Source organism: Streptomyces sp. NPDC058872, assembly GCF_042743065.1.
Lineage (GTDB): Bacteria > Actinomycetota > Actinomycetes > Streptomycetales > Streptomycetaceae > Streptomyces.
The window spans coordinates 15,210-39,479 of record NZ_JBHYMK010000052.1 but is presented as its reverse complement, the minus strand read 5'-3'; the positions used below and the strand labels follow the sequence as shown (position 1 = coordinate 39,479).

Sequence of the window (24,270 nt, the reverse complement as noted above, 5' to 3'; positions counted from 1 at the left end):
TCTACGGCCGGTCGTGGCGGTGCGCATTGTCCCCCAGGGGCCAATCCCGGGATCGGAATTTACCTGTATCACCGCGTCCAAGATACCGACGGTAACGTGACCTGCACCACCCCCGTGACCCCACCTCCTCCGCTGCGCGGGTACGATCCACGCCGTGGCCGAGGAGAGAGACGCACCAGAAGACCGGCGCCCTGACGGCCGCGACACCCGCTGGACCGGCCACCGCGCCGAACGTCGCGACCAGGTGCTCACTGCGGCCCTCTCCGTCATCGGCCGCGAGGGCACCACCGTCAGCGTGGCCGCGATCGGCGCCGAAGCCGGGATGCCGCGCTCCGTCGTCTACCGGATCTTCCGCAGCCGCGAGGACCTCGACGAACAGATCCGCACGCGCATCACCGCCGACCTGATGGCCTCGCTGTCCCCCGCCCTCGACCCGAAGGGCACGGTCAGGGAAGCGATCGAGCACGCCGCTGCCACCTACGTCGGTTGGGTGGCGCAGCACCCGCACCTCCACCAGTTCCTCGCCACCGGCTCACACGCGGCAGCGGGGACCCGCACCGCCGTCGCCCTCCACCTGGCAGGGGTCCTGGACGCCTACGGCCGACAGCTGCTCGGCGACGGACGCACCCCTGCGGGCTTCACCCGCAACCTGGCCTTCGGCATGGTCGGCCTGGTCGACGGGGTGGTGAACCAGTGGGCGGCGCACCCCGAGTCGAGGAGCTCCCTCGACGAACTGACCCGTTTCCTGAGCGACGCCCTGTGGGGCGTGCTCTCGAGCACCACCCCACGCATCGGAATCTCACTCGCCCCGGACCAACCGGCCGGGGCGGCCGTCGCGGAGCCGTTCCCGGCCCGGTGAGTGCGGGCGCCGCGTTCGCGCAGGCTTCCCCCGTTCGGCGACCGGTGGGCGCAGCACGCCCGGGGCACACGCCGTGCTCACCGGCCCCTTGGCGCAACGCCGATGGGCCCTTACCATGCCGAGGTTGGTGATCACCGCTGCTCCACCCGAGCACGGCGGCAGTACGGGGGAAGGCACAGTGAACCGATACAACCTGCCCGTGGGGCCCGCGGCCGCCCGCGGCCCCCGCTACCTCTTCCGCGACCCCTCCGGGCCCGCCCTGGTCGCCACGAGCCTGATCGCCACCTTGGGCCTCGTGGACGCCGCCATCGTCCTGACCGGTCCCGACGCACCCTGGCACGAGGATGGGGGGGGCCGTCCTCGGCGGCCTCCAGATCGCGGGCTGGATCTCGTTCCTGTTCTGGTTCCACCGCTGTCGCTGCAACGCCGAAGTGCTCGCACCCGGCACCCACAAGTACGCCCCGGGCTTCGCCCTCGGCGCGTGGATCATTCCGCTGGCCATGTGGTGGGTGCCGCGTCGCATCGCCCTTGACATCCGGCGCGCCGGCGGCGAGCCCCGCGACACCTGGTTGATCAACGCCTGGTGGTTCGTCTGGCTCTGCGACGGACCCGTTTCGGCCGCGGTCCACGTCCTGGTGCTCCACCACGCCGAGTACGACAACCCGGTGGACCGCGGCATCGGGGCCCTGTGCTCGATCCTGGCGATCGCGGTCATCCGCCGCATCACCTCCGGTCAGCCCGCAGGTCCCCTCCCCTATCTGAACATGACCTGAGCCGGCCCCCTACGGAGCCCCGCCCCCGACGCGCACCCCCGTGAAGGGCCACGCGGAAGGGCCGTCAGGGCCCGGCCACGCGCCCGTAGGACGCCGTGTCCCTGCACTGCGGGCATGGTGCAGTGAGCTGCCCGGGGCACGGTCCGGGGCACCCGGAACACCGCGTACGCTCGACCCGGACGACCGCGGAACGCACACGGGTAGGGAACGGAACATGGCTGAGGCGCCCGGACACGGCGAGGGGGCCGCTGAGGACGCGACGCGGACGGCGACCGTACGCCTGTTCATCGCGCTCGCCCCGCCCGACGACGCGAAGGACGAACTCGCGCAGGAACTGGGCCCCGCGTACGAGGCGCATCCCCGCATGCGGTGGAACCGGATCGAGGACTGGCACATCACCCTGGCGTTTCTCGGCGAACTTCCGGTCGAGACCGTTCCGCTCCTCCAGCCGCCACTGGCACGGATCGCGGCGGCCCGGGGCCCGGTGGAGTTGGAACTGCGGGGTGGCGGGCACTTCGACGCCCGGGTGCTGTGGAGCGGGATCGCCGGTGACCTCGACGGACTGCACGAGCTCGCCGGCACGGTCCGGGCCACCGTCAAGGACTGCGGCATTCCCTTCGAGGACAGGCCGTTGCGCCCCCATCTGACGCTCGCCAGGGCCCGCCGTGACGATCCGGACTCCGTGGTCACGGCGGCTGCCGGGCTCGCCGGCTTCACCGGCCGCCGGTGGTCGGCCGAGCGCCTCCACCTCGTCGGCAGCAATTACGGCCGCGGTCCGGGACCGATCCGTTACCGCGACATCGAGTCCTGGCCCTTCGCGCGGCATTAGCCGTGCGACGCCCCTCACGAGTACGCCCCCAGGGGGCGGGGCGAACAATTGCGTGGCCGTTCAGGGCCGTCTTCCACGATCATGACCACATGGATGATCGACCCACGCGCTGGAGCCGAGCGACCCTGTACCCCGACATGTGGGCCGACCCGGGCGAAGACCCGCGCGAGAACGGGGACGACCGCCCGGAGGGCGAGCTCGCGACCCTGCTGGACTTCCTCTCGGGATACCGCATGACCCTGCGGATGAAGTGCGAGGGCCTGACCCCGGAGCAGCTGGCACGACGGTCCGTCCCCCCGTCGACGATGTCGCTGCTCGGTCTGATCCGGCACCTCGCCGAGGTGGAACGGGACTGGATCACCTGGATCACCGGCGAACCGCTGCCGAAGGTGTACGGCGAGCACGACGCGGACTTCCACGGAGCGGTGGCCGACCGGGCCGTGGTCGACGCCTCGTACGCCGACCTGGAGCGCGAGCAGGCCGCTGCCGACGCGGCCCTCGCCCGCCATCCGGACCTGAGCGGGCGGCTCCCCGAGGACGGGATCGCGGTGCGGGAACTGATGGTGCACAGGATCGAGGAGTACGCCCGTCACTGCGGACACGCCGATCTGCTGCGCGAATGCGTCGACGGAAGGGTCGGTCAGTAGCGGGACCTGCCGTACCGCCGCCGACCGGGGGCCGTCCCGACCCGCCGGCTGAGAAGCACGCCTCGGCACCTCCTCGACTTCCACCCACCAGGGGCGTTCGCACCAGGAGGCGTTGGCATCGCATGTGGCCGACAGTCCGTGGCCTCGCACGCGCTCCGCACGAGCAACGGATCGGAAGCGCTCACCGGCCGCCCGTCGCCGCTCAGCACCACCGGCGAGGGCACGAACCGCACGGCCTTCCGGCTCGTCGGTCCGTGCCCGGAGCCGTCGGGGTCCGGGGCCGCTGGGCTCGCTCCGGCTATGCGTCGCGCCCGTGCAGCAGCAGGCCACCGACCAACAGCGCGGCCGCGGCCCACCCCGCGAGCACGCCCAGGCCGCTCCACGGACCGATGGGCAACTCTTCGAGATGGACGGTGGCTTGGACCGCGAGTCCGGCTGCCATGGGCGAGACCTGCTGGAGGTGGCGCTGCCACTCCGGATCGTTGACCACCTGGATCACGACCGGGAAGAGGTAGAGCAACCCGAGCACGATCCCGATGGCGGTCGCCGCTTCCCGCACCGCCGTCGCCACGCCGAGGCCGATCAGAGCGATCAGAACGAGGTAGACGACCGAGCCCACGGCCGCTCGCAGGGTCGGGCCGTCCCCCAAGGACAGCGGCGCATAGCCGTGCGCCTCGGTGAATCCGTTGGCGGGCAGGAGGTGACGGCCGAGGAGCAGGGAACACAGAACGGCAGCCGCCCCGGAGACCAGGACCACCGCGGTGAGGACCGTTGCCTTGGCGCTGAGGACGGCGAGGCGGTTCGGCACCGCCATGAGCGTGGTGCGGATCGTCCCGGTGCCGTACTCACCGCTGATGGCCAGCACCGCGAAGACGGCGATGGCCGCCTGCCCGACGGTGACGCCGGTCAGGGCGAGCTTCACGGCGTCCTGACCGCACCCCGCGTCCGGGCACTTCACTGCCTTGGCGGCGCCGCCGCCGACGGCCGCGGTCAGCACGACGGCGCAGAGGAGCAACCCGCCCGTTTCCCCTGCGGTGCGCAGCTTCGTCCATTCGGCGCGCAGGGCGCCGCCGAAGTGCCCCCACCACGCACCGTGCGCCGTTTCCGTGCCCGGTGTACCGCCCCGGAGGATCATGCGTCCCTCCCGCGCAGCCGCACCACGGCCAGGCCGAAGGCGAGCACGGCGTATCCGCACGGCACGGCGAGGCCGACCCACGGTGCCAACGGGTAGTAGCCGGTCGACGGCTCGTACACGCTGAGCACCTGCGCGTACCGCGGCAGGGTCTGCTGGACGGCGAAGCCCGCAGCCGGGGTCACCCGCAGCAGCCACTCCGAGGCGCCCGGGGGCAACACGCCGGAGGTGGCGAGCAGGAAGGGCAGCACGATCGACGCGACGACCAGGGCGACCGCGGTGCCGCTGCGTCGCACCAGGGCGCCGACACCGAGGGCGAGCACGGCGGCGGTCGCGCAGAGCAGGCCGGTGCCGAGCACGACGCGCACTTCGGTCGCCGCCGTGACCGGAAAGACGTGGAAGCCCCTGCCCCGTGCGCTGCTCTCCCCGACGGGAACGGTGATCGCGGCGGCCACCAGGCCGATGGCGAACGCAACGCTCCCGACCACCATCGCCTTGGCACCGAGTACCCTGCCCCGCAGGGGAGTTGCCGCCATGGTCGTGCGCAGCAGACCGCTCCGGTACTCACCGGTGATGAACACCGTGCCCACGGCGATCACCACGATCAGCCCGGCGAAGGTGCCGACGAGGAAGTTCTCGACGGAAAAGCCGACGCCCATGACGGGCCCGCCGACGACCGGTGCGATGTCACCGGCTCCGGTCACGGTGAAACCGCCGCCGTCGGTCTGGACGAAGCCGGCCCCCATGGAGTTCGTGTAACTGCCGGACGTGCCCGCGTCCCCACCCACCTGGGTGCCGCGCCACGCCCCTTGGGACCAGTCGCCGGTGAGGGCGGGGCGGCCGAAGGCCCCGACGGCCACGGCGGGGCTGAAACCCGCACCCGCGGGCGTGTCCAGCTTCGCCTCCGGTGACGTAGCGAAGAGCCCGGCCTGCACGGTGCGCGCGAGTCCGGACAACTTCGCATCGCCGATCTCGGTCCAGTGGGAGCCATCGGCCGAGGTGAAACCGGTGAGAAGGTCACCGGAGCGGACCAGGCGCAGCCAGCGCGGGGAAACCTCCCCGGAAGGTCCCGCCGTGTCGTGGACGTAGTCGTGCTGCATCCGCACGCCGTGGCCGCCGGTGGCCATGACGGCCGCGTACGGAGCCCCCTGGGCGAGGCTTTCCTTGACGATGATCCCGGCCTTCGCCCAGGGTTGGACGCCCCGGACCGTCATGCCGGCCCCCGTGTCGGTCACACCGGTCAGCGACCGCAGGGGAACGGTGAGGGCACCGTCACCAGTGAGCGTCTTGTGGACGAAGTAGAAGCTGTCGTTGACCGCCTCGCCACCGGGCCCCTGCGGATACGGGGCGGAGTCGCCGCCAGGGGCGGGGGCGGCCGTGCCGAGCAGACCGACCGCGACGGTCGCCAGGAGCGCCCCCGCCATGGCGAGGACCCAGCCGCGCACCGTGCGGAACTTCGTCCATTCGGCGCGCAGCGTCCTGAAGGACCTGCCCCGCCCGGTGCTCCTCGTGGCCGGGGGGCGGACAGGGGGAACCGGGGTCATCGCGTCCCCTCCCCCGCCGGAACTCCCCGATACTCCACCGCGTCCCGGGTCAGCTCCATGTACGCCTCCTCAAGCGTCGCCCGGTACGCGGACACCTGGGAGAACGGCACCTCGTTCCGGGCGAGCAGGGCCACGACCTCTTCGTCGGACAGGCCCGTGACGTCAAGGGTGTCGGAGCCGGTGGCGAGAACGGTGGCGCCCGCGCCGTGCAGGACCTGGGCGGCACGCGGGGGCTCGGGGGTCCGCAGGACGACCCGGCCCCCGGACGCCTCGGCGAGCAGTTCGGACACACTGGCATCCGCGACGACCCGCCCCCGGCCGATCACCACGAGGTGGTCCGCGGTGTCTTCGAGTTCGCTCATCAGATGGCTGGAGACCAGGACGGCTCGACCCTTCCGGGCCAAGGACGACAGGAAGCCGCGCATCCACACGATGCCATCGGGGTCGAGGCCGTTGAACGGCTCGTCCAACATCACGACCGGTGGGTCACCGAGTAGCGCCGCCGCGATCCCCAAGCGTTGACGCATGCCCAGGGAAAAGCCGCCGGCCTTGCGCCGGGCCGCGGGACCCAGGCCGGCCTGTTCCAGGACCTCGTCCACCCGCCGGGTCGGCAGGCCCTGCGAGCGGGCCAACCACAGCAGGTGGTTGCGGGCGGTGCGGCTCGGTTGCAACGCGGACGCGTCGAGCAGCGCCCCCAGGTGCCGAAGGGGGTGACGCAAAGTACGGTACGGCACCCCGTCGACCAGGGCCTTTCCCTCCTCGGCCGCATCGAGGCCCAGGATCACGCGCATGGTGGTGGACTTGCCCGCTCCGTTCGGTCCGACGAAGCCGGTCACCCGTCCGGACCGTACGGTGAACGTCATCCCGTCCAGGGCCAGACGCGGACCGAAGCGTTTGCGCACACCGATGACCTCGATCGTCGCTTTCGCACTCTCATCGCTCATGGGCCCACCCTGTGGGGGAGCGGGTTACAGGAACCGAACGACCACTGTCATCTCGCTGTTAGGGGTCCCCGCTTAGTCTGGCCCGGTACACGTCCTGGGGCGGCACCGAGAGGGGAGCACACGGATGACATGGGACCCACCCCGACGGCTTGCGGGCCTGACGTCCCGGCTCGGCCCCCACCGCGGCACTGCCCGCACCCGGTTCACCGCCTTGTACGTGATGCTGTTCCTGCTGTCGGGGACGACGCTCCTCGCCATCGCGGCCGTGGTGTCGTCCGGCGGATCGCGCTCCAGCCAGATCGCCCCCGACGGCAGCACCGATCAGCCCGCCACGGCCGGGCAGGTCCAGGAACGCATCGGCGAGTTGGAACGGCAACTGGCCCGGGCGCACGACACCCAGTCCCAGCGGGTCCTGATCGGTTCCGCCATCGCCCTCGGCGTCATGGCGGTGGTCTCGGTCGGCCTCGGCTGGTTCGTCGCCGGCCGGGTGCTGCGCCCGCTGAACCTGATGACCGTGGCTACCCGTCGGATCACCGCCGACAACCTGCACGAACGCCTGGCCATCAGGGGCCCCGACGACGAGGTGAAGGATCTCGCCGACACCATCGACGACCTGCTCGGCCGTCTGGAAGACTCCTTCGACGCCCAACGCCTGTTCGTCGCCAACGCCTCCCACGAGCTGCGCACCCCGCTCACCACGATGCGGGCCTCCCTGGACGTGGCCCTCGCCAAGCCGGGCCCGCTGTCCGAGACGACGGCCACGCTGGCCGCCCGGATGCGCACCGAACTCGACCGGGTCGACCGGCTGCTGGAGGGTTTGCTCGTCCTGGCTCGCAGCCGGCACGGTGACTTCACCGACTCGGCGCACCTTCCCCTCGGCCGAGTCGCACGGGACTCCCTGGCCGGACGGGCAGAGGACGTCACGGCCAAGGGCCTGGCCGTGCGCGACGATCGGATCGACGACTCCGCGTGCGTACGGGGCAGTCGGACGCTGCTGCGTCGCATGGTCGAGAACCTGGTCGACAACGCGATCACGCACAATGCCCCCGGCGGCTGGATCAGCGTCGCGGTACGGGGCGAAGGGGACGGCGCGGGCACGGTGTCCCTCGTCATCGAATCCAGCGGACCGGTCCTCGACCAGCAGCGGGTGGCGGACCTCGCACGACCCTTTCGGCGCCACGGCGCCGACCGGACCGGCAGCGACCAGGGCAGTGGTCTCGGCCTCTCCATCGTCGCGGCCATCGCCCGGGCCCACCACGGCGCCCTGGACCTGCACGCACGCCCCGACGGCGGGCTGCGCGTCACCCTCGTCCTCCCCCGTGCGGCCGGCAGGATGGCGGCGGAGGCCCCCGGCGCCGAGACGGAACCGGCACGGTGAGGGTCTTGGTGGTCGAGGACGCCCGCCCCCTCGCCGAAGTCATCGCCGAAGGGCTGCGCGACCAGGGCATGGCCGTGGACGTGGCACATGACGGGGTCGAAGCCGCGACCAAGCTCGACGTCCATGTGTACGACGTCATGGTGCTCGACCGCGACCTGCCGGGCATCCACGGCGACGTCCTCTGCCAGATGACCACCGAGCGGGAGGGGCGCGTGATGGTCCTGATGCTGACCGCCGCCGGCTCACCAGGCGACCGCGTCAGCGGCCTGGCCCTGGGAGCCGACGACTACCTCACCAAACCCTTCCACTTCCCCGAACTCGTCCTGCGCATCCGCGCCCTGGCCCGCCGTCGCCCTGCCGCCCGGTCCCGCACGCTGGGCGCAGCGGGCATCGCACTCGATCCGATGCGCCGCACCGTCAGTCGCGACGGCCATCCGCTTGACCTGTCCGTCAAGGAATTCGCGGTGCTCGAAGCCCTCCTGAATGCCAGTCCGGCCTTCCTCAGCACGGAGGACCTGCTCGAACAGGTCTGGGACGAGCACGCGGACCCGTTCACCAACACCGTCACGGTGACCATCAGTCGCCTGCGCCGCAAGCTCGGCAATCCGCCGGTCATCTCCACCACTCCCGGCGTGGGGTACCGGATCGTCGGACCGGCCGTCCCGCCCGCGTGAGCAGCCGGCAGACGCCGGCCACCCACCGGCTGGCGACTCATGCGCTCAGAACGGATCGACCGCGACATGGACAAGCTCGTGACCTGGGCCAAGAAACACATCGGTCTCACGATCAAGGCCGTCAGCCGCCCAAAGGACACCTCCGGATTCGTCATCCTGGCCCGCCGCTGGGTCGTGGAACGGACCTGGCCCCGGATGATGCGGGTCCGCCGACACCCACGCGACCACGAACGACTCGTCCAGCAGGCCGAAACCCCGATCACCTGGACCGCCATCACCCTCATGACCCGCCGGATCACCACAGCACGCAAGCTCCCTGAACGGTTTCCGCCCCTACCCCGACGAGGCCCCCACGCTCTCAGGCCCTGCCTGCACAACCGCGGCGGTGGGGGTTCCGTCCTGTTCCGGGAGCAGCTCGGGCATCGCCTCCACCAGCACCACGACGCCGGTCACCTCACCGGCCCCGGAGCGGCCGACCCACACCGGGTAGGTACCGTCCCCGGTCGTCGCGAAGGTCATGAGCTCGCCGCCGGAAGCCCCGTCCCAGGTGCGCTGCATGAACAGGGAGTCGTCGTCGATGTCCTCGTACCCGTCCAGGTCCGGCTCCCCCTGGATCAGCCCCCGCTCGAAGAGCGCGACGAGCGGCTCCCAGGCCCCGGCGTCGGCGAAGCAGCCGGTGGCACTATCAGTGCCGAAGCCGGCTATCTGCTGCTCGATGAACAGCCGGGGATCGTCGTCCGGTCCGAGGGCCATCTCCCAGGTCGCCGCGGGGGTCTCGCTGATGAGCAGGCGGATGGCCGTGGTTTCCGTGGTCGTGACCTCAGCGTTCCGCCACTCGCACTGATGGCTGAAGCGGACCCGCGCCTCGTCGAGTGCGTACTCCCCGGGCGGGACGGGGACCGTGATGTGCGGCCCGTCGCCGCGGTCGACGTCAGGGTCGGAGACGGCCAGCAGCCCGCTGGGCACACGCAGGGTGCCGACCCGGCGTGGCTCCACGACGGTCATCTCGGGGTGGTACCCGTCGGTCACACGCGCCCCGGGCCGGAACAACTCGTTGATCGGCCCGGGCTGCGCGGGGCACGGCGGACGCCAGCAGGTGGCGGGGACGTCTCCGTCACCCGGCTCTGCCGCCTCGACCACCTCAGCCGCCTCGAAGACTGGCGGCTCCATGAGCCCGTGTACCTGGGCCGAGAGCAGCGGCCACTCCCCGAAGGCGGGGCGGTCCATCCAGCGTTCGTCGTCCCGGAGTCCGGGCGAGGTGACGGAGGAACCCCCGCCCTGCCCCTGCCGCTCCTCCGTCCGTCGGCCCCTCCCGTCGGGGAGGAGGTCCACGGTGATGCGCGGGCACGCCTTGTCGAACTCCGCCATCTCCGGGCCCGTGTAGTACCAGCCGACGGAGCACCGGCGCAGCAGCCGTGACGGGTCGTCCAGCAGCCGCATGTCCAGATCGTAGGTGCGGCGGCCTTGGGCGTCGTAGACCCACAGCCCGACGTAGTGGTCCCGCCAGGAGACGAGCCGCACCTCCAGCGGAGCCTCCCGGCCCGTCTCCCGGTACACCACCACGTACGAAAGCCCGGCGGCATCCCGCTCCCGGGCCTTCTCGGCGGATATCGGCCGCCAGGGCGCACGGGCCTCCAGGTCCCACGCCTGCGCGTACCCCACCTCGACGACCATGACCGCTCCTCTTCCTGTAACCCGCCTTGGTTCTGTGCTGGGCTGCAAGGTAGCCGCTGCCTGTGACACGGCCCCACGGGGCGGGCGGGCGGCCGGCTCAGGTGCCCAGACCGTCGTGAGCTACCCCGAGTTGGGGACTGCTGCAGGATGGGGGAACGCCTGACCTGGCTTGCCGAGAAGCGGCCTGCAAAGGTGCCACCGTGCCCAAGCCGTATCCGAAGGAGCTCCGTACGTCCCGGCCGTGTATCCGGAGTAGCTGCCGGGCAGCCTTTCCCCACGATCACTGAGGCGGTGGCCTGGTGGAGAGGCGGTAACTGTGGGGTGGTTCAGCAAGTGGCTGGAGGACTCGGATGACGACGAGGAACGGTCCTGCGAGATCTATCACCTGAGCGACAACGATCTGGCCGAGGCCATAGCGGTGGCCCAGGACCACGACAAGGCCATGCCCAACTTGACCACCTGCAAGTGCGGCTACTACCCGGCCACCGGCTAGTACTCCAGCTGTAGAGCGTGATCACGTCCCTGGTCGACGCTCGTAGTGGCTGTGCGGGCACCGTGTTGACGGCATCGTTGCTAGCGGCTCCGACCTGTCGGCGAGGCGTCGAACCTGTGCGGTGGTCAAGGGGAGTGAGCGAGCGGGCGATGAGTTTTCCCGACAGCGGGAGTCCTCCTTCCGTCACCGCGATCGCGGACGATCACTCAGGGAAGGACGACCACCATGACCACCAACCGCACCCTCACCGTCCCGGGCGCACGCCTGTGCTACGAAGTCCGCGGCGCGGGACCGCTGTTGCTCGTTATGGGAGCGCCGATGGCCGCGCAGGAGTTCGCACCGCTGGCTGATGCGCTCGCGAGCGACTACACCATCGTCACCCACGACCCGCGGGGCATCTCGGGCAGCATCCTCGACGACCCTGAGCAGGACTCCACGCCCGAATTGCGGGCGGATGACGTTGTCGCTCTCCTGGACGCCCTCGGAGCCGAGTCCGCGGATGTGTTCGGCAGCAGCGGTGGTGCAGTGACGGGGCTCGCGTTGGTCGCGCGGCATCCTGGGCGGGTACGCACGCTTGTCGCGCATGAGCCTCCGCTGCTGGAGCTGCTCCCCGATGTCGCCGAGCAGCGCGCCGCAACCGACGACATCATCGAGACCTTCCACCGGGAGGGGGTGGGGGCGGCGTGGGTGAAGTTCATGGCCAACGCCGGATTCGACGTCGGCGGCAGCGCGGACGGTGCCCCCACCCCGCCGCCGGGGGAGCCGTCGGAGCAGGACCTGGCCAACAGCGCCCGTTTCTTCGCCCATGAGCTGCGGGGCACCGCCCACTACGTGCCTGACATCTCCGCGCTGACGGGCGGGGCGACCCGTCTCGTCGTCGGCGTCGGCGTTGCCTCAGCGGGCCTTCTCACGTACCCGACCTCCACGGCACTGGCCGAACTGCTCGGCACATCGCCGGTCGAGTTCCCCGGTGACCACGGCGGCTTCCTCGGGCAGCCCAAGGAGTTCGCTGAGACGCTGCGGCAGGTGCTGAGGGGCGAGGGGGCTAACGGGCCGTTCACACGCTAGTACTCCGCACAGTCCGAGTGCGGCATCTGTCGATCGTGATCCCGCTGGTGGAGTCCAGTGCGGCCACCGTTGATCATCGTGAGTTGCGCGGACCAACGATGAGACGGTGGCCGCAGGTCACAGCATGGATTCCACTCGCTGGCGGGAGGCGTTCGAGGAGGTCATGGGCCGGATCGTGGGGCGGGTCGCTCGATTCGAACCGCGGCGCCGGATCGGGCGGTTGGTGCTGGGGCCGCTGTCAGACCTGCCGGGCAAGAACTGCTGAACGATCGCGGAGTGGGCAGGAGAGGCCCGCCCGTACAGGATGCAGCACCTGCTGCACCAAACCTCCTGGAACGCCGGTGCCATCCGCCACGATGCCGCGGTGCCGGTCGTCGACGAGACCGACGACGTGAAGAAGGGCACCCATACCGTCGCCGTCCAGCGCCAGTACACCGGTACCGCAGGCAGGGTCGAGAACTCCCAGGTCGCGGTGTACCCCGTCTAAGCGGGCGAGCGCGGACACGCGGCTGTGGACCGGGAGCTACACGTCCCACGCTCCTGGACGTGCGACCCGGACCGCTGCCAGGCAGCAGGGCTCGGCAAGTACACCGTCCTCGCGACCAAACCCGAGCCGGCCCGCACGATGATCGAACGGTTCCTCGACTCCGGGCACCGTGTCGACTGGGTCGCCGGCGACAAGGTCTACGACGGCAACCCGAAGTTGCGGTCCGCCCTGGAGGAACGCGGCCAGGGGCAGGTCGAGCGGACGATCTTCCAGTGGATCACCCGGTACAACGAAGAACGCCTCCACTCCGCGCTCGACTACGTTCCGCCCGCCGAGTACGGGCAAGCCTTCTGGCGAATCCAGGAACAAACCCCGCAGTCCGTCCAAACCAAGATCACTGGATCTCTAGGGAGCTCGGGGCAGCTCAGTCGTGCCGGTGATCCGATCCATGCCCCGCTCAGCAAGTGACTTGCCAGCATGATCCGCTGAGCCGCCAGCGCCACTCTGCCGTGGACGGCTCGGACACGGGCGCTCAGTGCATCCGCCTCCCGTCACCCGTGCAGCCGACTCCGGCTGTCGACAGGGGGGCGAGCAGCTCAGCGAAGGCGTCGCCGGCGGCCGGGTGGGTGGAGAGGAGCACCGCACCCCGGGTCCCCCCGGAGGAGCTCGTCGTGCTCCACCCCTCCTCACAGCCCAACAACACCGCCCACGCATCACAAGCATCCGGATGGGCGGAGAGGAGCACCGCACCCCGGGTCCCCCCGGAGGAGCTCGTCGTGCTCCACCCCTCCTCACAGCCCAACAACACCGCCCACGCATCACAAGCATCCGGATGGGCGGGAAGGAGAGCCGCACCCGCTGCGCCGGCCGCTGCGGGGAGGCGCTGCGGAAGGGCTGCTTGCCGTTGGCTCCAGGGCGGCACCCAGGTGTCCAGCTCCTCGAGCCGGGCCGGGAAGGTCCGTCCCGCCTCCCGGACCAGCAGCGGAGCGAGGCCGGCGGCATGCGAGCGGAGGGTCGTGATGAGAACGGGGAGCCACGGCAGCAGAACGTCGTCGGGGAGGCGCCCGAAGGCGTTCGACACGGCCTCCACCACCACGTCCGCAAGACCCGGTACCGGCTCCAGGGCGTGGACGAAACCACTGAGGTAGCGCGGGTAGGAGGGCACCACCAGGGGGTTGGCGAGCAGCTCGTCACAGCGTGCGCGCAGCTCGTCGCGGGTGAGCGTGCCCAGCTGCACCTGTGCCGCCCACAGCAGCGCCGTCTTCGCGGGGTCCTGTGGATGGGACTGGGCCACGGCCAGCTCCAGCTGTGCCCTGTCACACCCCAGGGAGAGCGCCAGGCCCTCCATGCTGAACAGGAAGCCGAGCATGGCCGCCACTTGTCCGACCGTCGCGTCCTCGTCGCGGAACGCCATCGGCAGCAGGGTGCAGTAGTGGGCGTATCCGGTGCGGACGAAGGACTCGATCCAGGGCGGCAGCACCGGCTCGCTGGTGCGGTAGTACGCAAGGAGCCCGCGTGCCCGGCGCAGCACCTCAGGTGCCCCGTCGACCGTGCGCTCCCCCGCCAGGACGTCGAGGGCACGGGTGCCGAGCTCGTCGGCCAGGCGTCGACCGCCCAAGTACAGGATGGCGTCCTCCACGGCCGCGAGGGCCTCGGCGGTCGTCGCCTGCGGTGCGTACGCGCTGCGCCGCAGGCGCTGCTCCAAGACCTGTTCGAGGCTCACGCCTTCGTAGCCGAGTTCGATGAGGGCTCGCTGGTGGGTGCCGAGAGCCAGGTCCCATGACTCCTGGATCGACTGCCCACCGAGCCGCCGCTCCCCCATGACCGGCCGTGCGGCACCGTGCGGCATCAGGCGTCGCAGCATCCACAGGACGTCCGAACAGGCGCGCAGCTCCGGTCGGGAGGTCATGTCGAGCAGGGCCCGCCGCACCCCGCGCTGCTGGAGGTTCAGCCCCAGGGGCGCCAGGCGGTCGTGGACGTCACGGGCGAGGGGTGGGAGGGCTTCGTAGCCGACCTGGCCGATCCGATCGCCGCCCATCATGATCTCGACGAGGCGGTGCACGTCCCGGCGCCCGGGCACGCTGTCCTTCTCGATGCAGGTGACCGCCGCGTCCTGGAAGTCGTACGGGGTGGGCTTGGCCCGGTCCCGCATCCCTGCGAGCAGGAGGGAGGTCTCGAAGACGGCGATCGCATCGGCCGTGGAAGCGAGGTAGCCGTTGCGGCGGGCGGCGCGGACGATCTCGACCGACCAGCCGAGCAGTTCGGCCTCGTCGAGGGTGTCGAGGACCGGTGGTAGGCGGAGGAAGCCAGTGAGCCGATCGCCGGCCGGCCGGCCGGCGAGGGGGACGACGGACTTCGTCGCCGCCCTCTTCGCCGCCGTCTTCTTCCTCCCCGTCTGGCCTTCCAAGCGGTACGGCTGCACACCGGTGCGCTTCAGGTTCTTCGTCCACTGCGTTGCGGCGATCGACACGGAACCGGAGGCAAGCCCGAACTGGGCCTCGATGGCGCTGTTGCTGGAGGGAATCAGTCCGTACTGCCAGGTCGTGGCCGTGCGCGGGGAGACGTCGAAGCCGTCGCTCCCGTGCACTCCGAACTCCTCCACCCGGCTGGCCGCGTGGAAGGCTCCGCAGACGTACAGGCAATCCGCCGGATCGGTGCCGGTCGCAGTGAGGTGCTCGCGCATGCGGGTCCACATGTAGCGCTCGCGGTCCTCGTCGACGCGGACGCGGTCGCCGGCGCCCGGGGCGAGTCGCCGGAACAGGCTGCCGATGAGGAACATGACCTGGCGGTAGGTGTCGTGGTCGCTGTCACCGAGCGGGACCTCGACGTACTGGTGCCACCACTCCGACCAGTGCCGCACCTTGCCGTGGCGCAGCAGGTGCTCTTCCAGCTCGGCGAAGCGCGGTCGCAGGTCTCCGATCTCGATGCCGACCGCTTCTCCGTGGAGCGCGGCCTCGGGGCCGTCATCCTCCTGGGCCGGGGTCTCGGCCTGATCGTGGCGCGCGTCCCACTGGAAGACGTGGTCGGAGGAGCGGTCGACGAGGACCAGTTCCACCCCGGGGGTGTCGAGGGCGTAGGAGATGGCCTGGTACTCGGCCGATGCCTCGGTGATCGGGGCGACGACGGACAGGGGTGCCCAGTCGGGCGGAAAGCCGTCGATGTCACTCGCGAAGGCCTGTACGGCAACCGGAAGCCGGCAGTTGCGGAGTTCGGTCAGGAGCGGCGTCATGTCCTCGCAGAGTTCGAGGTAGACGACCTTGGGTTGTTTCTCGCGCAGTCGGCGGGCCATGGCGAGGGCGGAGGCCGGTGAGTGGTGGCAGACGGGGAAGATCTCCAGCGGCTCCGCCACGGCGCGGTCGACGTCGTCGACCATGCCGATGAGGATGCCTTCCAGGGCATCGGTACCGCTGGCGAACTCGGCCGCGGCGTGCTGCAGTTGTCCGCGCAGCTCGGCGAAGGGGGTTCCGGTCATGACAGCTTCGCGATCGCTTCGCGGCCGCCCTCGAGGAACTCGACCCAGGAACCGCCCTCTTCCTTGCCTCGCGGCTCGACGACTCCGTGCAAGTACTTGTTGAGGATGGCGAGGTCCTCCGGCTCTCGTCGGGCGAGCGTGCCGACCAGTGAGGAGGCGAGGGCGCGGGCGGTCAGGGTGCGCTCGCCGAAGAAGTTGCTGTGCAGGATCGAGTCCTCCAGGACTCCGATCTGCTCGGCGGTCGAGAGGGCGGACTCCAACTTCTCGTCGTCACTGCCGGCCGCGGCGGCGGAGGCCCTCAGGTCGGCGAAGCTCTGGAGGAGGACGTCGAGGAGCGTCGGCGGCACGTCCAGTTCGATGGCGTGGCGGCGGAGGAGTTCCTCGGTGCGGAAGCGGACGATCTCCGCCTCGCTCTTCTTGTTCGTCACGACCGGGATGCGGACGAAGTTGAAGCGGCGCTTGAGCGCGGAGGAGAGGTCGTTGACGCCGCGGTCACGGCTGTTGGCCGTGGCGATGACCGAGAACCCGGGCTTCGCGAAGACGATGTTCTCGCCGTCGGCGCCGTCGAGTTCGGGTACCGAGATGTACTTCTCGGAGAGGATCGAGATGAGCGCGTCCTGCACGTCGCTGGTGGAGCGGGTCAACTCCTCGAAGCGGCCGATGGTGCCGGTCTCCATCGCGGTCATGATCGGTGACGGAATCATCGACTCCCGGGACTGGCCCTTGGAGATGACCATCGACACGTTCCACGAGTACTTGATGTGGTCCTCGGTCGTGCCCGCGGTTCCCTGGACCACCTGGGTGGAGTTGCGGCTGATCGCGGCGGCGAGGAGCTCGGCGAGCCAGCTCTTGCCGGTGCCGGGGTCTCCGATGAGCAGCAGACCACGGTCGGAGGCGAGGGTGACGATGGAACGCTCGACGAAGCTGCGGTCGCCGAACCACTTCTGCGCCACCTCGCGGTCCAGCCCGTCGGCGCGTTCGGAGCCGAGGACGAACAGGCGGACCATCTTCGGTGACAGCCGCCAGGAGAAGGGCTTGGGGCCGTCGTCGATGGACTCGAGCCAGTCGAGTTCCTCGGCGTACTTGATCTCGGCGGGGGCGCGGAGCAGGTCGGACATGTGCGGTGCCTTTCGGTGGTGGGGTCAGGTGAGGAAGGTCTTGAGTTCGTGCACGAGCTTGTTGATGTGTCCGGAGACCACCGGGGTGCCGAGCGCCTTGAACCGCTCCCGGAACCAGGGGTTGACCTCCTGCCGTCCAGAGCTGGTCACCGAACCGACCGGAATGAAGCGGACCCCGGATCGGTGGACCGCTTCGATGCCTTCGAACAGCGGCTGCGAGCGGTCGAACTCGTAGAAGTCGGAGATCCAGACCATGACGGTGTTCTTCGGCTCGGCGATCTTCGGTCTCGCCATGGCCATCGCCACCGGTCCGTCGTTGCCGCCGCCCAGGTTGGTGCGGAGGAGCACGTCGAACGGGTCGTGCACCCACGGGGTGAGGTCGATCGCGCGGGTGTCGTACGCGATGAGGTGGACGTCCACCTTGGGCAGTCCGGCGAAGATCGAGGCGAGGATGGTGCAGTTGACCATCGAGTCGACCATGGAACCGGACTGGTCCACGACGACCACGAGCCGCTGTGGGGTGGTCCTGCGGACGGTGTGGCGGTAGTAGAGGCGGTCGACGTGGAGCCGCTCCTCCTCCGGGCTCCAGTTGGTGAGGTTCTTCCAGATGGTGCGGTCGAGGTCGAGGTTGCGGAAGACCCGCTTGGGCGGGATCGAACGGTCGAGCTCACCGACGGTGGCCTTCTCCACCTGGGTGCGGAGCACTTCGGCCACCTGGTCGACATAGCGCTTGATCAGCGCCTTGGCGTTGGCCAGGGCCACGCCGGAGAGGTTGCCCTTGTCCCGCAGGAGCTGCTCGATCAGGGACATGCTGGGGGTGAGCCGTGCGGCGAGCGCAGGGTCGGCCAGCACTTCGCGCAGGTGCATGCGGTGGACGAGGTCGGCTTCGATGGCCCCGAGTTCGGGGCCGAGGCCGCCACCGCTGCGCGCCCCGCCCGCCGCTCCCTCGGCGCGCAGACCGCCGGGTGGACGGCCGAACGAACGCTCCAACCACCCCGTGTCCGATTGCCAGCGGGCGAGTTGTCCGGCGGACACCGTGCCGGAGCCGGTGGCGAAGACGTTGAGCAACAGCTTGGACGCGAGTGCGGCGCGCCTCACTTCGGCTGCCCGGTCACGGGTACCGTCCGGCTCGGGCTCCCGGGCCATCAGGCCGTCGAACTCTTCGGCCAGCCCCGGATGGCGCTGGATGACAGAGTCCACGGAAACGGTGGGGTCGAGCAGCGCGGCCGGTAGGCCGATGTCTTCGACGACGTCGAGGCTCGCCGATTCCAGGGAGGCATGCTCCTCGGAGTCGAAGAGCCGGGCGAGGAGTCGCCAGTAGAGGACTTGGCGTCGGTTGTCGTGGGGATCGGGCCCACTGGACGCCGATGGGGCGTGCCGGGGCGACGACGTGGTGGCGGGCGGTTCGGCGGGGGCGTCGGCCCCCTTCGACGGGGCCGGTGCGGCAGAGCGGTCGGTCATCGGCGCAGCAGCCTTCCGGCCCGCTCACGCAGCACCGCGACCGAGTCCGTGGCCGCCTTCTCCGCGCGCACCCCGGCCTTGTCGGTGGTGCCTCCGGCCCACGCGCCCGCGTGGACGGCGATCGTCTTCTTCCGGACCGTCGTCTCGACGGCGAGCGGTTGCAGGACGAACTCCCCGGCGTCCCAGCGGAGCAGCCCCAGGCACGCCCCGGAAGCGGCGATCGCCTCCGGGGAGAGCGGGCTGGCGACCGGAAGGCGGTCGGTGTCGACGGGCAGCCGGTGGCCCGCGAAGACGAACGCCGTCGCTCCCTCCTCGTCTTCCGCCGTGTACCCCTCCAGCAGGACGGGCACGGCGATGCGGGCCGGATGGCGGTCCAGCGGCGCAATGACCGGATCGGTCGTGGTGGAGAGGGCGACCCGGGCCGTGGCGAAGGGGTCGGCCGGTCCTCCTGCCCGGGCGCGTTCGTCGTCCCAGATCAGGTCGCCCTCGGAGGTGACGGGCATGGCGTCGAGCTCCATCGAGGAGCCCTCGCTCACTGCGGCCAGCAGCGACATTCGGGGCCGGAGCAGCTGCCAGAGGCCGGCACCGACGACGGTGTCCGGCTTGGGAGCGGACACCGCGGCCCGGACCAGCCTCGCTGGTGTGCCGTCCGCGGGTTCGAACACGGCGTGGACCTGGGCCTGTACGGCGGTGGCGTGCTCCTGCACGTCCACGCCGAGCGGCAGCAGACGACCGGTCACGGTGGAGGTGTGGGGGGCTCGGGTCGCTGCGGGCAGCGTCAGCAACAGGGCGCGCGCCCACAGGTCGGCCCAGCGACGGGCCGGGACGCGCTCCAGGGCTGCGCCCGGGCAGGAGGCGGCGAGTTCGGCCGAGAAGCCGTCGAGCAGCGTCGCCTGCCGGCGCAGTCGGGGGTCCGGGAGCATCGCGGAAACCACGGGTGCGGCACCGCCGACGAGTTCGTGGTCGATGCCCCGCCAGCCGGCGCGGGCGAGGTCGCACAACCAGGCCCGGGCCGCGGCGAGGACGTTCGCGGCGGGCTCCTCCCCGCTGCTGCCCTGCGCCGGCGCTTCGGGCGCCGGGCGACCGGTGACGTCTCCGATGCGGACCGTCAGGGCGTCGTGGACGGATCCCATGAGTGCGGAGCGGGCCGCCGCAAGCGCCACGAAGTGGTCTTCGCCCGCGGCACCGACAGCAGCCTTGTCCGCGGCCTCGGCGACGAGGCCGGCGAGCGGGCTGCCGACGAACGCGGCCCGGAACGCGGCAAGGCCTTCCGCTTGGGCGGGCTGTGGGCGGAGCAGTCCTCCCACGAGCGCCGCGTCGAACCCGTCGACGGCTTCGAGCGCCTCGTGCAGTCCGTCGAGGGGGTCATCGAGGAGATCCATGCGCATCAGGCCACCGCCCTCGTCGGCGGGAACCACTGCATCTCGGTCAACGGTGCCGTGGTCGGCTCCAGTTCGAGATAGGCGAGGTGCCTCAGGAACCTGTTGAAGACCGGGGCGGCGGCCGAGGCGTCCCCCTGGGCGGGGCGCGTGGCGGTCATGGCCGAGAGCAGCGTCGGGGCGTCGGCCTCCCGCTCGACCGCGTCCACCTTCAGATAGCGGGCGACGCGCTCCGCGCCGTACTGGAGGACGGCCTCGGTGACGAGGGCACGGAGGTGGTTGCAGAACGCTCCGCGGGCACCCCCGCAGGGACGGTTGTTGTTGGTGCTGCAGGCGAACGCGTACGTCCCGGCGGCGATCGAGGACACGTACACGCGCCCTATGTCGGACCCGCTGGACACCACGCCCTGCAGGCGTCCGTCCGCCAGTTCGACGAACGGCACCTTGGCCAGTTTCCGTGGCCGCGCGGGCAGTACCACCCGCGCCGCACTCGACTTCTCCCAGACCGACAACACACTTCTCCCATGCACGCCAAAGGGGACGCTCACGCCGGAGCGGCGGAACAACGACGAACCTAACGGGGCCCACTGACATCGCCTCTGGACGTCTCCCTCAGAGGGCTTCTGGCGGTACGTCACGGCCCTGCACCGGAGAAGTCCGCGGGGAGCGGAACACGGCTGGGGAGGCGTGCGCGGAGGGGTCGGGTGCACGACGGACAGGAGGGCGCGGCGAGGCGCGGGAGGGGTTCGCCGGGCGTCCCGGCGCGCCGGCTCCGACCGGCCGGCGCATCCCCGGGGCGCCCGGTCCGCCTACCGCTCCCGCGCCCTTCCACACCGTCCTACGAGGGGGCCGCGGAGGATCCGGCCCCCGGTTCCGTCACCGAACCGCCGGTCGCCCGGCCCGGCGCCGCACGCGGGTCCGTTCCTCCGTGGTGAGGCCGCGGAGCGTCCACAGTCCGTGGAGCGCCAGCAGCGGTTTGGCGACCAGCCACTCACCGGGCCGGTAGTCGTCCGCGCGCACGAGCCTCTCGGCGAGATCGGGGCGCTGCCGCCACAAGTACGCGCGTGCCTTGAGCGCATGGGCCGGTTGTGAGGCGATCTTGATGCGGTCGACGTCCTCGATCAGGGGGATCACCCGGGTGACGTTCTCCCATGTCGTCCTGCTGCGTTCTTCGAGGAGCACCGTGCCGTGGAACGCCAGGACGGCCCTCGCGTACTGGGCCATCAGTCGGGCCTCGGGGACGTCACCGCCGACCGCGCCGCCGCTGAAGACCAGGCGCGCGTCTCGCGTGCGGCCGGCGGCAAGGGAGCGGATGCCAGCGCGGACGCGCCAGCGGTTGACGAGGTTGGCCCGGTCCCGGGGGTTCCGGTACCCCAAGACGACCACCGCCTCGACGGGGCCCTCGGCGTGCCCGACGAGGGTGCGGGACCAACGCCGGTTGAGCCACTCGCCCCACGCCAGGGCCGCCGCCCCCGCCACCGCCAACCCGGTCCTCCGTCGCATGCCGTGACCCTAGGGCACCGCGCGGCCGCAGGGGACGGCGGCGGTTTCGCGGTCGTGTGCGGCCGGCCCGGGGCGTGCTGCGGGAGCTTCCGCGCAGCACGCCCCCGCCGGCCTGCGGCCCCTACGGGCGGGTGTAGCTGCGGATGCGGTAGCGGAGCTCCGACGTGGAGCGGAGCCAGCCGGTGTCCGCGGTGATCTGCCACGCCGGCTCGATGGTCGGGGCGTGGGTGTCCCCGGTCACCGGAGTGTCGACCTCGGTCACCGAGAGCGTCCTCGCGTACGGCAGGGCCGCGCGGTACACCTCGCCACCCCCGATCACCCAGGCCGTTGCCGCCCCCCCGGCGGGGACGGGCGACCCGGAGACCAGGGCCAGCGCGGCATCGATGGATCCGGCGCGCTCCGCGCCCTCGGCCGCCCACCGGGGGTCGCGCGTCACCACGACGTTGCGCCTGCCGGGCAACGGACGGAACCGCGCCGGCAACGAGTCCCAGGTCCTGCGCCCCATGATCACCGGCTGCCCGAGGGTCGTGGCCTTGAAGTGCGCCATGTCTTCGGGGAGGCGCCACGGGATGCCGTTGTCCGCGCCGATCACGCCGCTGGTGCTCTGCGCCCAGATCAGTCCGATGTGCACGTGCTCGTCCGCCCCGCCGTTCATACCGCGACCGGAGCCTTGATCGCCGGGTGGTGCCGGTAGTCCAGCACCTCCACGTCGGCACGGGCGTAGTCGAACATCGAATCGGCCTTCCTGAGGCGCAGCTCGGGGAAGTCGAACGGGGTGCGCGAGAGCTGCTCGGTGACCTGGGTGACGTGGTTGTCGTAGATGTGGCAGTCGCCACCGGTCCAAATGAAATCGCCCGGCTCCAGGCCCGTCTGCTGCGCCACCATGTGGGTGAGCAGGGCGTAGCTGGCGATGTTGAAGGGGACGCCCAGGAACAGATCGGCGCTGCGCTGGTACAGCTGGCAGGAGAGCTTGCCGTCGGCGACGTAGAACTGGAAGAAGGCGTGGCACGGGGCGAGGGTCATCCGGTCCAGCTCGGCGACGTTCCAGGCGGAGACGATCATCCTGCGGGAATCCGGGTCGCGCCGCAGGGTGTCGAGGACCTGGCTGATCTGGTCGATGTGCTGCCCGTCGGGCGTGGGCCAGGAGCGCCACTGCACCCCGTAGACCGGGCCGAGCTCGCCCTTCTCGTCGGCCCACTCGTCCCAGATGGTGACGCCGTTCTCCCGCAGCCAGCCGACGTTCGAGTCGCCGCGCAGGAACCACAGCAGCTCGTACACGATCGACTTGAGGTGCACCTTCTTGGTGGTGACCAGCGGGAACCCCTGTGAGAGGTCGTAGCGGAGTTGGTGTCCGAAGACACTCCGGGTGCCCGTGCCCGTCCGGTCCGCCTTGGCCGTACCGGAGGTGAGCACCAGTCTCAACAGGTCTTCGTACTGAGTATCCGCCACGGGGATCGATTCTACTGCCGCCCGCCGGGCGTGCTCGACACGCCCGGCCGCTGGGGTCCTTCCCCGGCGCGGCACCGACAGGACGGACGGAAAGCCGCCGCCGGTCGGGCCGGATCTCCTCCGCGCGTGCGGCGGGCGCTGCGTCGCTGCCCGTCGCGGTCCGGGCGCGCCTCAGGTCGCGAGGGGCCGCAGGGCTCCGTCCGAGCGGAGGGCGTCCAGGGTCGGATACCCGTCGACGGCGAGGATGAGGTCGGCTTCGGCGAGCAGGGAGCGGAGGGCGTGGACGACGCCGTCCTCGCCGCCGAGGGCGAGCCCGTAGGCGTACGGGCGGCCGATGTCGACCGCCGTGGCCCCGAGGGCGAGGGCCTTGACGACGTCGGCGCCGGTGCGGACGCCGGAGTCGAAGAGCCCGGGCAGGCCTTCGGCGGCGGCGCCTCCGGGGAGCGCATCGAGGGCGGGCAGTCCGCGCGCTCGCGGGACGAAGGTGCGGGCCCGCCGGGTTTCCGACGCCCGGGAAATGAGCAGGACCACGGCTCCGCAAGGTGTGATCATTCAGGGATGACGCGCACCTTCGAAGACCTCGTCGCGGAAGCCTCCGGGGCTCCGGTCGACGGCTGGGACTTTTCGTGGCTCGACGGCCGGGCCAGCGAGGAGCGGCCGTCGTGGGGGTACCACCGGCTCCTCGCGGAACGGCTCGCCACCGCGTCGGCGGGGCTGGACGTCCAGACGGGCGGTGGGGAGGTGCTGGACACGGTTCCGGTACTGCCGCCCACGATGGCGGCGACCGAATCGTGGCCCCCGAACGTCGCACGGGCCACCGAGCGGCTCCACCCCCGGGGGGTGGTCGTCGTCGCCGACCCCGACGAGCCGCCGCTGCCCTTCGGCGACTCCGCGTTCGACCTCGTCACCAGTCGTCATCCGGCCACCGTGTGGTGGACGGAGATCGCCCGGGTCCTGCGCCCGGGCGGCAGCTACCTCGCCCAGCACGTGGGTCCCTCCAGCATGTGGGAACTGGTCGAGTGGTTCCTCGGGCCGCAGCCCGAGGCGGCCCGGGCCCGTCACCCCGACGACGAGGCCGCCGCGGCGCGCGCCGCCGGGCTCGACGTGGTGGACGTGCGCGCCGAACGGCTGCGCGTGGAGTTCCACGACGTCGGCGCGGTCGTCTGGTTCTTGCGCAAGGTCATCTGGATCGTGCCGGGGTTCACGGTCGACGCACAGCTGCCCCGGTTGCGCCAGCTGGACGCGCGGATCCGTGCGGAGGGACCGTTCGTGGCCCACTCCGCACGGACCCTGATCGAGGCCCGGAAGCCCGCCGCACGGGTGTAGGGCCGGCCCGACACGCCGGCGGGGCGCCGCCGGAGCCCGCGGTGCGCCGCCGGAGCCCGC

The 24,270-nt window shown here is 71.1% G+C and carries 22 protein-coding genes and 3 pseudogenes; 12 read left to right on the top strand and 13 right to left on the bottom strand.

The window, feature by feature from the left end; translation table 11 throughout:
• The first annotated feature begins 154 nt into the window (after positions 1-154).
• The 4 genes from ACFW22_RS27430 (at position 155) to ACFW22_RS27415 (ending at position 3,108) form a co-directional block, all read left to right on the top strand.
• A complete protein-coding gene (locus ACFW22_RS27430) occupies positions 155-859 on the top strand; it encodes a TetR/AcrR family transcriptional regulator (protein ID WP_386409429.1) in 705 nt (234 codons plus the stop codon).
• 344 nt (positions 860-1,203) lie between these two features.
• Positions 1,204-1,632, top strand: a complete 429-nt coding sequence (locus tag ACFW22_RS27425) for a DUF4328 domain-containing protein (protein ID WP_386409427.1) — start codon at positions 1,204-1,206, stop codon at positions 1,630-1,632.
• A 214-nt stretch (positions 1,633-1,846) separates the two neighbouring features.
• On the top strand, positions 1,847-2,461 hold the full coding sequence (thpR, locus tag ACFW22_RS27420; RefSeq protein WP_386409425.1) for an RNA 2',3'-cyclic phosphodiesterase: 615 nt from the start codon (positions 1,847-1,849) through the stop codon (positions 2,459-2,461).
• A gap of 89 nt (positions 2,462-2,550) precedes the next feature.
• Positions 2,551-3,108, top strand: a complete 558-nt coding sequence (locus ACFW22_RS27415) for a DUF664 domain-containing protein (RefSeq protein WP_386409423.1) — start codon at positions 2,551-2,553, stop codon at positions 3,106-3,108.
• A gap of 298 nt (positions 3,109-3,406) precedes the next feature.
• Here ACFW22_RS27415 and ACFW22_RS27410 read toward each other — a convergent pair whose 3' ends face one another.
• Genes ACFW22_RS27410 through ACFW22_RS27400 form a run of 3 tightly spaced genes read right to left on the bottom strand, consistent with a single transcriptional unit; the run spans position 3,407 to position 6,728 of the window.
• The gene (locus ACFW22_RS27410) at positions 3,407-4,243 is read right to left on the bottom strand and encodes an ABC transporter permease subunit (protein ID WP_386409421.1); all 837 of its coding nucleotides are present in this window, start codon (positions 4,241-4,243) and stop codon (positions 3,407-3,409) included.
• Positions 4,240-5,784, bottom strand: a complete 1,545-nt coding sequence (locus ACFW22_RS27405; protein WP_386409419.1) for a hypothetical protein — start codon at positions 5,782-5,784, stop codon at positions 4,240-4,242. Before ACFW22_RS27405 ends, ACFW22_RS27410 begins: the two co-directional genes overlap by 4 nt.
• Entirely contained in the window at positions 5,781-6,728 is a 948-nt protein-coding gene (locus ACFW22_RS27400; protein WP_386409417.1) for an ABC transporter ATP-binding protein, read from the bottom strand. The genes ACFW22_RS27405 and ACFW22_RS27400 overlap by 4 nt, the downstream gene beginning before the upstream one ends.
• A gap of 124 nt (positions 6,729-6,852) precedes the next feature.
• Between ACFW22_RS27400 and ACFW22_RS27395 the strand changes: the two genes are divergently transcribed.
• From ACFW22_RS27395 to ACFW22_RS27385, 3 genes and pseudogenes are all read left to right on the top strand, one after another.
• Positions 6,853-8,106: a sensor histidine kinase gene (locus ACFW22_RS27395; protein ID WP_386409415.1), complete on the top strand. Its 1,254-nt coding sequence runs from the start codon at positions 6,853-6,855 to the stop codon at positions 8,104-8,106.
• Positions 8,103-8,780 carry a response regulator transcription factor gene (locus ACFW22_RS27390; protein WP_386409413.1) on the top strand — a complete coding sequence of 226 codons (678 nt, stop codon included), beginning with the start codon at positions 8,103-8,105 and terminating at the stop codon, positions 8,778-8,780. The genes ACFW22_RS27395 and ACFW22_RS27390 overlap by 4 nt, the downstream gene beginning before the upstream one ends.
• A 72-nt stretch (positions 8,781-8,852) precedes the next feature.
• Positions 8,853-9,080: pseudogene (locus tag ACFW22_RS27385) on the top strand (IS5/IS1182 family transposase); the annotation flags it as partial.
• Between the two features lie 33 nt (positions 9,081-9,113).
• Here ACFW22_RS27385 and ACFW22_RS27380 read toward each other — a convergent pair.
• On the bottom strand, positions 9,114-10,454 hold the full coding sequence (locus ACFW22_RS27380; RefSeq protein WP_386409411.1) for a DUF4241 domain-containing protein: 1,341 nt from the start codon (positions 10,452-10,454) through the stop codon (positions 9,114-9,116).
• 316 nt (positions 10,455-10,770) lie between these two features.
• Here ACFW22_RS27380 and ACFW22_RS27375 point away from each other — a divergent pair, with 316 nt between their 5' ends.
• The 4 genes and pseudogenes from ACFW22_RS27375 (at position 10,771) to ACFW22_RS27360 (ending at position 12,970) form a co-directional block, all read left to right on the top strand.
• Entirely contained in the window at positions 10,771-10,947 is a 177-nt protein-coding gene (locus ACFW22_RS27375) for a hypothetical protein (protein ID WP_386409409.1), read from the top strand.
• A gap of 225 nt (positions 10,948-11,172) precedes the next feature.
• Complete coding sequence (locus ACFW22_RS27370; RefSeq protein ID WP_386409407.1) at positions 11,173-12,015, top strand: alpha/beta fold hydrolase; 843 nt, start codon at positions 11,173-11,175, stop codon at positions 12,013-12,015.
• Positions 12,016-12,178: 163 nt separating this feature from the next.
• Positions 12,179-12,757: pseudogene (locus tag ACFW22_RS27365) on the top strand (transposase); the annotation flags it as partial.
• Positions 12,731-12,970: an integrase core domain-containing protein gene (locus ACFW22_RS27360; RefSeq protein ID WP_386409459.1), complete on the top strand. Its 240-nt coding sequence runs from the start codon at positions 12,731-12,733 to the stop codon at positions 12,968-12,970. The pseudogene ACFW22_RS27365 and the gene ACFW22_RS27360, both read left to right, overlap by 27 nt.
• A gap of 64 nt (positions 12,971-13,034) precedes the next feature.
• On the opposite strand, the gene ACFW22_RS27355 is transcribed toward ACFW22_RS27360, so the two are convergent.
• The 9 genes and pseudogenes from ACFW22_RS27355 to ACFW22_RS27315 form a co-directional block, all read right to left on the bottom strand.
• Complete coding sequence (locus ACFW22_RS27355; RefSeq protein WP_386409405.1) at positions 13,035-15,974, bottom strand: hypothetical protein; 2,940 nt, start codon at positions 15,972-15,974, stop codon at positions 13,035-13,037.
• The gene (locus ACFW22_RS27350) at positions 15,971-17,092 is read right to left on the bottom strand and encodes an AAA family ATPase (RefSeq protein ID WP_386409403.1); all 1,122 of its coding nucleotides are present in this window, start codon (positions 17,090-17,092) and stop codon (positions 15,971-15,973) included. Before ACFW22_RS27350 ends, ACFW22_RS27355 begins: the two co-directional genes overlap by 4 nt.
• A gap of 24 nt (positions 17,093-17,116) precedes the next feature.
• Entirely contained in the window at positions 17,117-18,553 is a 1,437-nt protein-coding gene (locus tag ACFW22_RS27345) for a VWA domain-containing protein (RefSeq protein ID WP_386409401.1), read from the bottom strand.
• Complete coding sequence (locus ACFW22_RS27340) at positions 18,550-19,941, bottom strand: hypothetical protein (RefSeq protein ID WP_386409399.1); 1,392 nt, start codon at positions 19,939-19,941, stop codon at positions 18,550-18,552. Before ACFW22_RS27340 ends, ACFW22_RS27345 begins: the two co-directional genes overlap by 4 nt.
• Positions 19,941-20,444, bottom strand: a complete 504-nt coding sequence (locus ACFW22_RS27335) for a hypothetical protein (protein ID WP_386409397.1) — start codon at positions 20,442-20,444, stop codon at positions 19,941-19,943. The genes ACFW22_RS27340 and ACFW22_RS27335 overlap by 1 nt, the downstream gene beginning before the upstream one ends.
• Positions 20,445-20,808: 364 nt before the next feature.
• A complete protein-coding gene (locus ACFW22_RS27330; protein ID WP_386409395.1) occupies positions 20,809-21,435 on the bottom strand; it encodes a YdcF family protein in 627 nt (208 codons plus the stop codon).
• A gap of 121 nt (positions 21,436-21,556) precedes the next feature.
• Positions 21,557-22,066, bottom strand: a complete 510-nt coding sequence (locus ACFW22_RS27325; protein WP_386409457.1) for a dihydrofolate reductase — start codon at positions 22,064-22,066, stop codon at positions 21,557-21,559.
• Between the two features lie 20 nt (positions 22,067-22,086).
• Positions 22,087-22,884 (bottom strand): thymidylate synthase, encoded by a 798-nt coding sequence (locus tag ACFW22_RS27320; protein ID WP_386409393.1) that lies wholly within the window; start codon positions 22,882-22,884, stop codon positions 22,087-22,089.
• Positions 22,885-23,055: 171 nt separating this feature from the next.
• Positions 23,056-23,349: pseudogene (locus ACFW22_RS27315) on the bottom strand (alpha-hydroxy-acid oxidizing protein); the annotation flags it as partial.
• A 93-nt stretch (positions 23,350-23,442) separates the two neighbouring features.
• Between ACFW22_RS27315 and ACFW22_RS27310 the strand changes: the two are divergent.
• Positions 23,443-24,210, top strand: coding sequence for a class I SAM-dependent methyltransferase (locus ACFW22_RS27310; RefSeq protein ID WP_386409391.1), 768 nt, complete (start codon positions 23,443-23,445; stop codon positions 24,208-24,210).
• The last annotated feature ends 60 nt before the right edge of the window (positions 24,211-24,270 follow it).

Excerpts from the sequence above, each read along its gene's own strand:
- ACFW22_RS27425 (WP_386409427.1), top strand. The coding sequence starts at position 1,204 with ATGGGGGGGGCCGTCCTCGGCGGCCTCCAGATCGCGGGCTGGATCTCG.
- thpR (WP_386409425.1), top strand. The coding sequence starts at position 1,847 with ATGGCTGAGGCGCCCGGACACGGCGAGGGGGCCGCTGAGGACGCGACG.
- ACFW22_RS27415 (WP_386409423.1), top strand. The coding sequence starts at position 2,551 with ATGGATGATCGACCCACGCGCTGGAGCCGAGCGACCCTGTACCCCGAC.
- ACFW22_RS27410 (WP_386409421.1), bottom strand. The coding sequence starts at position 4,243 with ATGATCCTCCGGGGCGGTACACCGGGCACGGAAACGGCGCACGGTGCG.
- ACFW22_RS27405 (WP_386409419.1), bottom strand. The coding sequence starts at position 5,784 with ATGACCCCGGTTCCCCCTGTCCGCCCCCCGGCCACGAGGAGCACCGGG.
- ACFW22_RS27400 (WP_386409417.1), bottom strand. The coding sequence starts at position 6,728 with ATGAGCGATGAGAGTGCGAAAGCGACGATCGAGGTCATCGGTGTGCGC.
- ACFW22_RS27395 (WP_386409415.1), top strand. The coding sequence starts at position 6,853 with ATGACATGGGACCCACCCCGACGGCTTGCGGGCCTGACGTCCCGGCTC.
- ACFW22_RS27380 (WP_386409411.1), bottom strand. The coding sequence starts at position 10,454 with ATGGTCGTCGAGGTGGGGTACGCGCAGGCGTGGGACCTGGAGGCCCGT.
- ACFW22_RS27370 (WP_386409407.1), top strand. The coding sequence starts at position 11,173 with ATGACCACCAACCGCACCCTCACCGTCCCGGGCGCACGCCTGTGCTAC.
- ACFW22_RS27355 (WP_386409405.1), bottom strand. The coding sequence starts at position 15,974 with ATGACCGGAACCCCCTTCGCCGAGCTGCGCGGACAACTGCAGCACGCC.
- ACFW22_RS27350 (WP_386409403.1), bottom strand. The coding sequence starts at position 17,092 with ATGTCCGACCTGCTCCGCGCCCCCGCCGAGATCAAGTACGCCGAGGAA.
- ACFW22_RS27345 (WP_386409401.1), bottom strand. The coding sequence starts at position 18,553 with ATGACCGACCGCTCTGCCGCACCGGCCCCGTCGAAGGGGGCCGACGCC.
- ACFW22_RS27340 (WP_386409399.1), bottom strand. The coding sequence starts at position 19,941 with ATGCGCATGGATCTCCTCGATGACCCCCTCGACGGACTGCACGAGGCG.
- ACFW22_RS27330 (WP_386409395.1), bottom strand. The coding sequence starts at position 21,435 with ATGCGACGGAGGACCGGGTTGGCGGTGGCGGGGGCGGCGGCCCTGGCG.
- ACFW22_RS27310 (WP_386409391.1), top strand. The coding sequence starts at position 23,443 with ATGACGCGCACCTTCGAAGACCTCGTCGCGGAAGCCTCCGGGGCTCCG.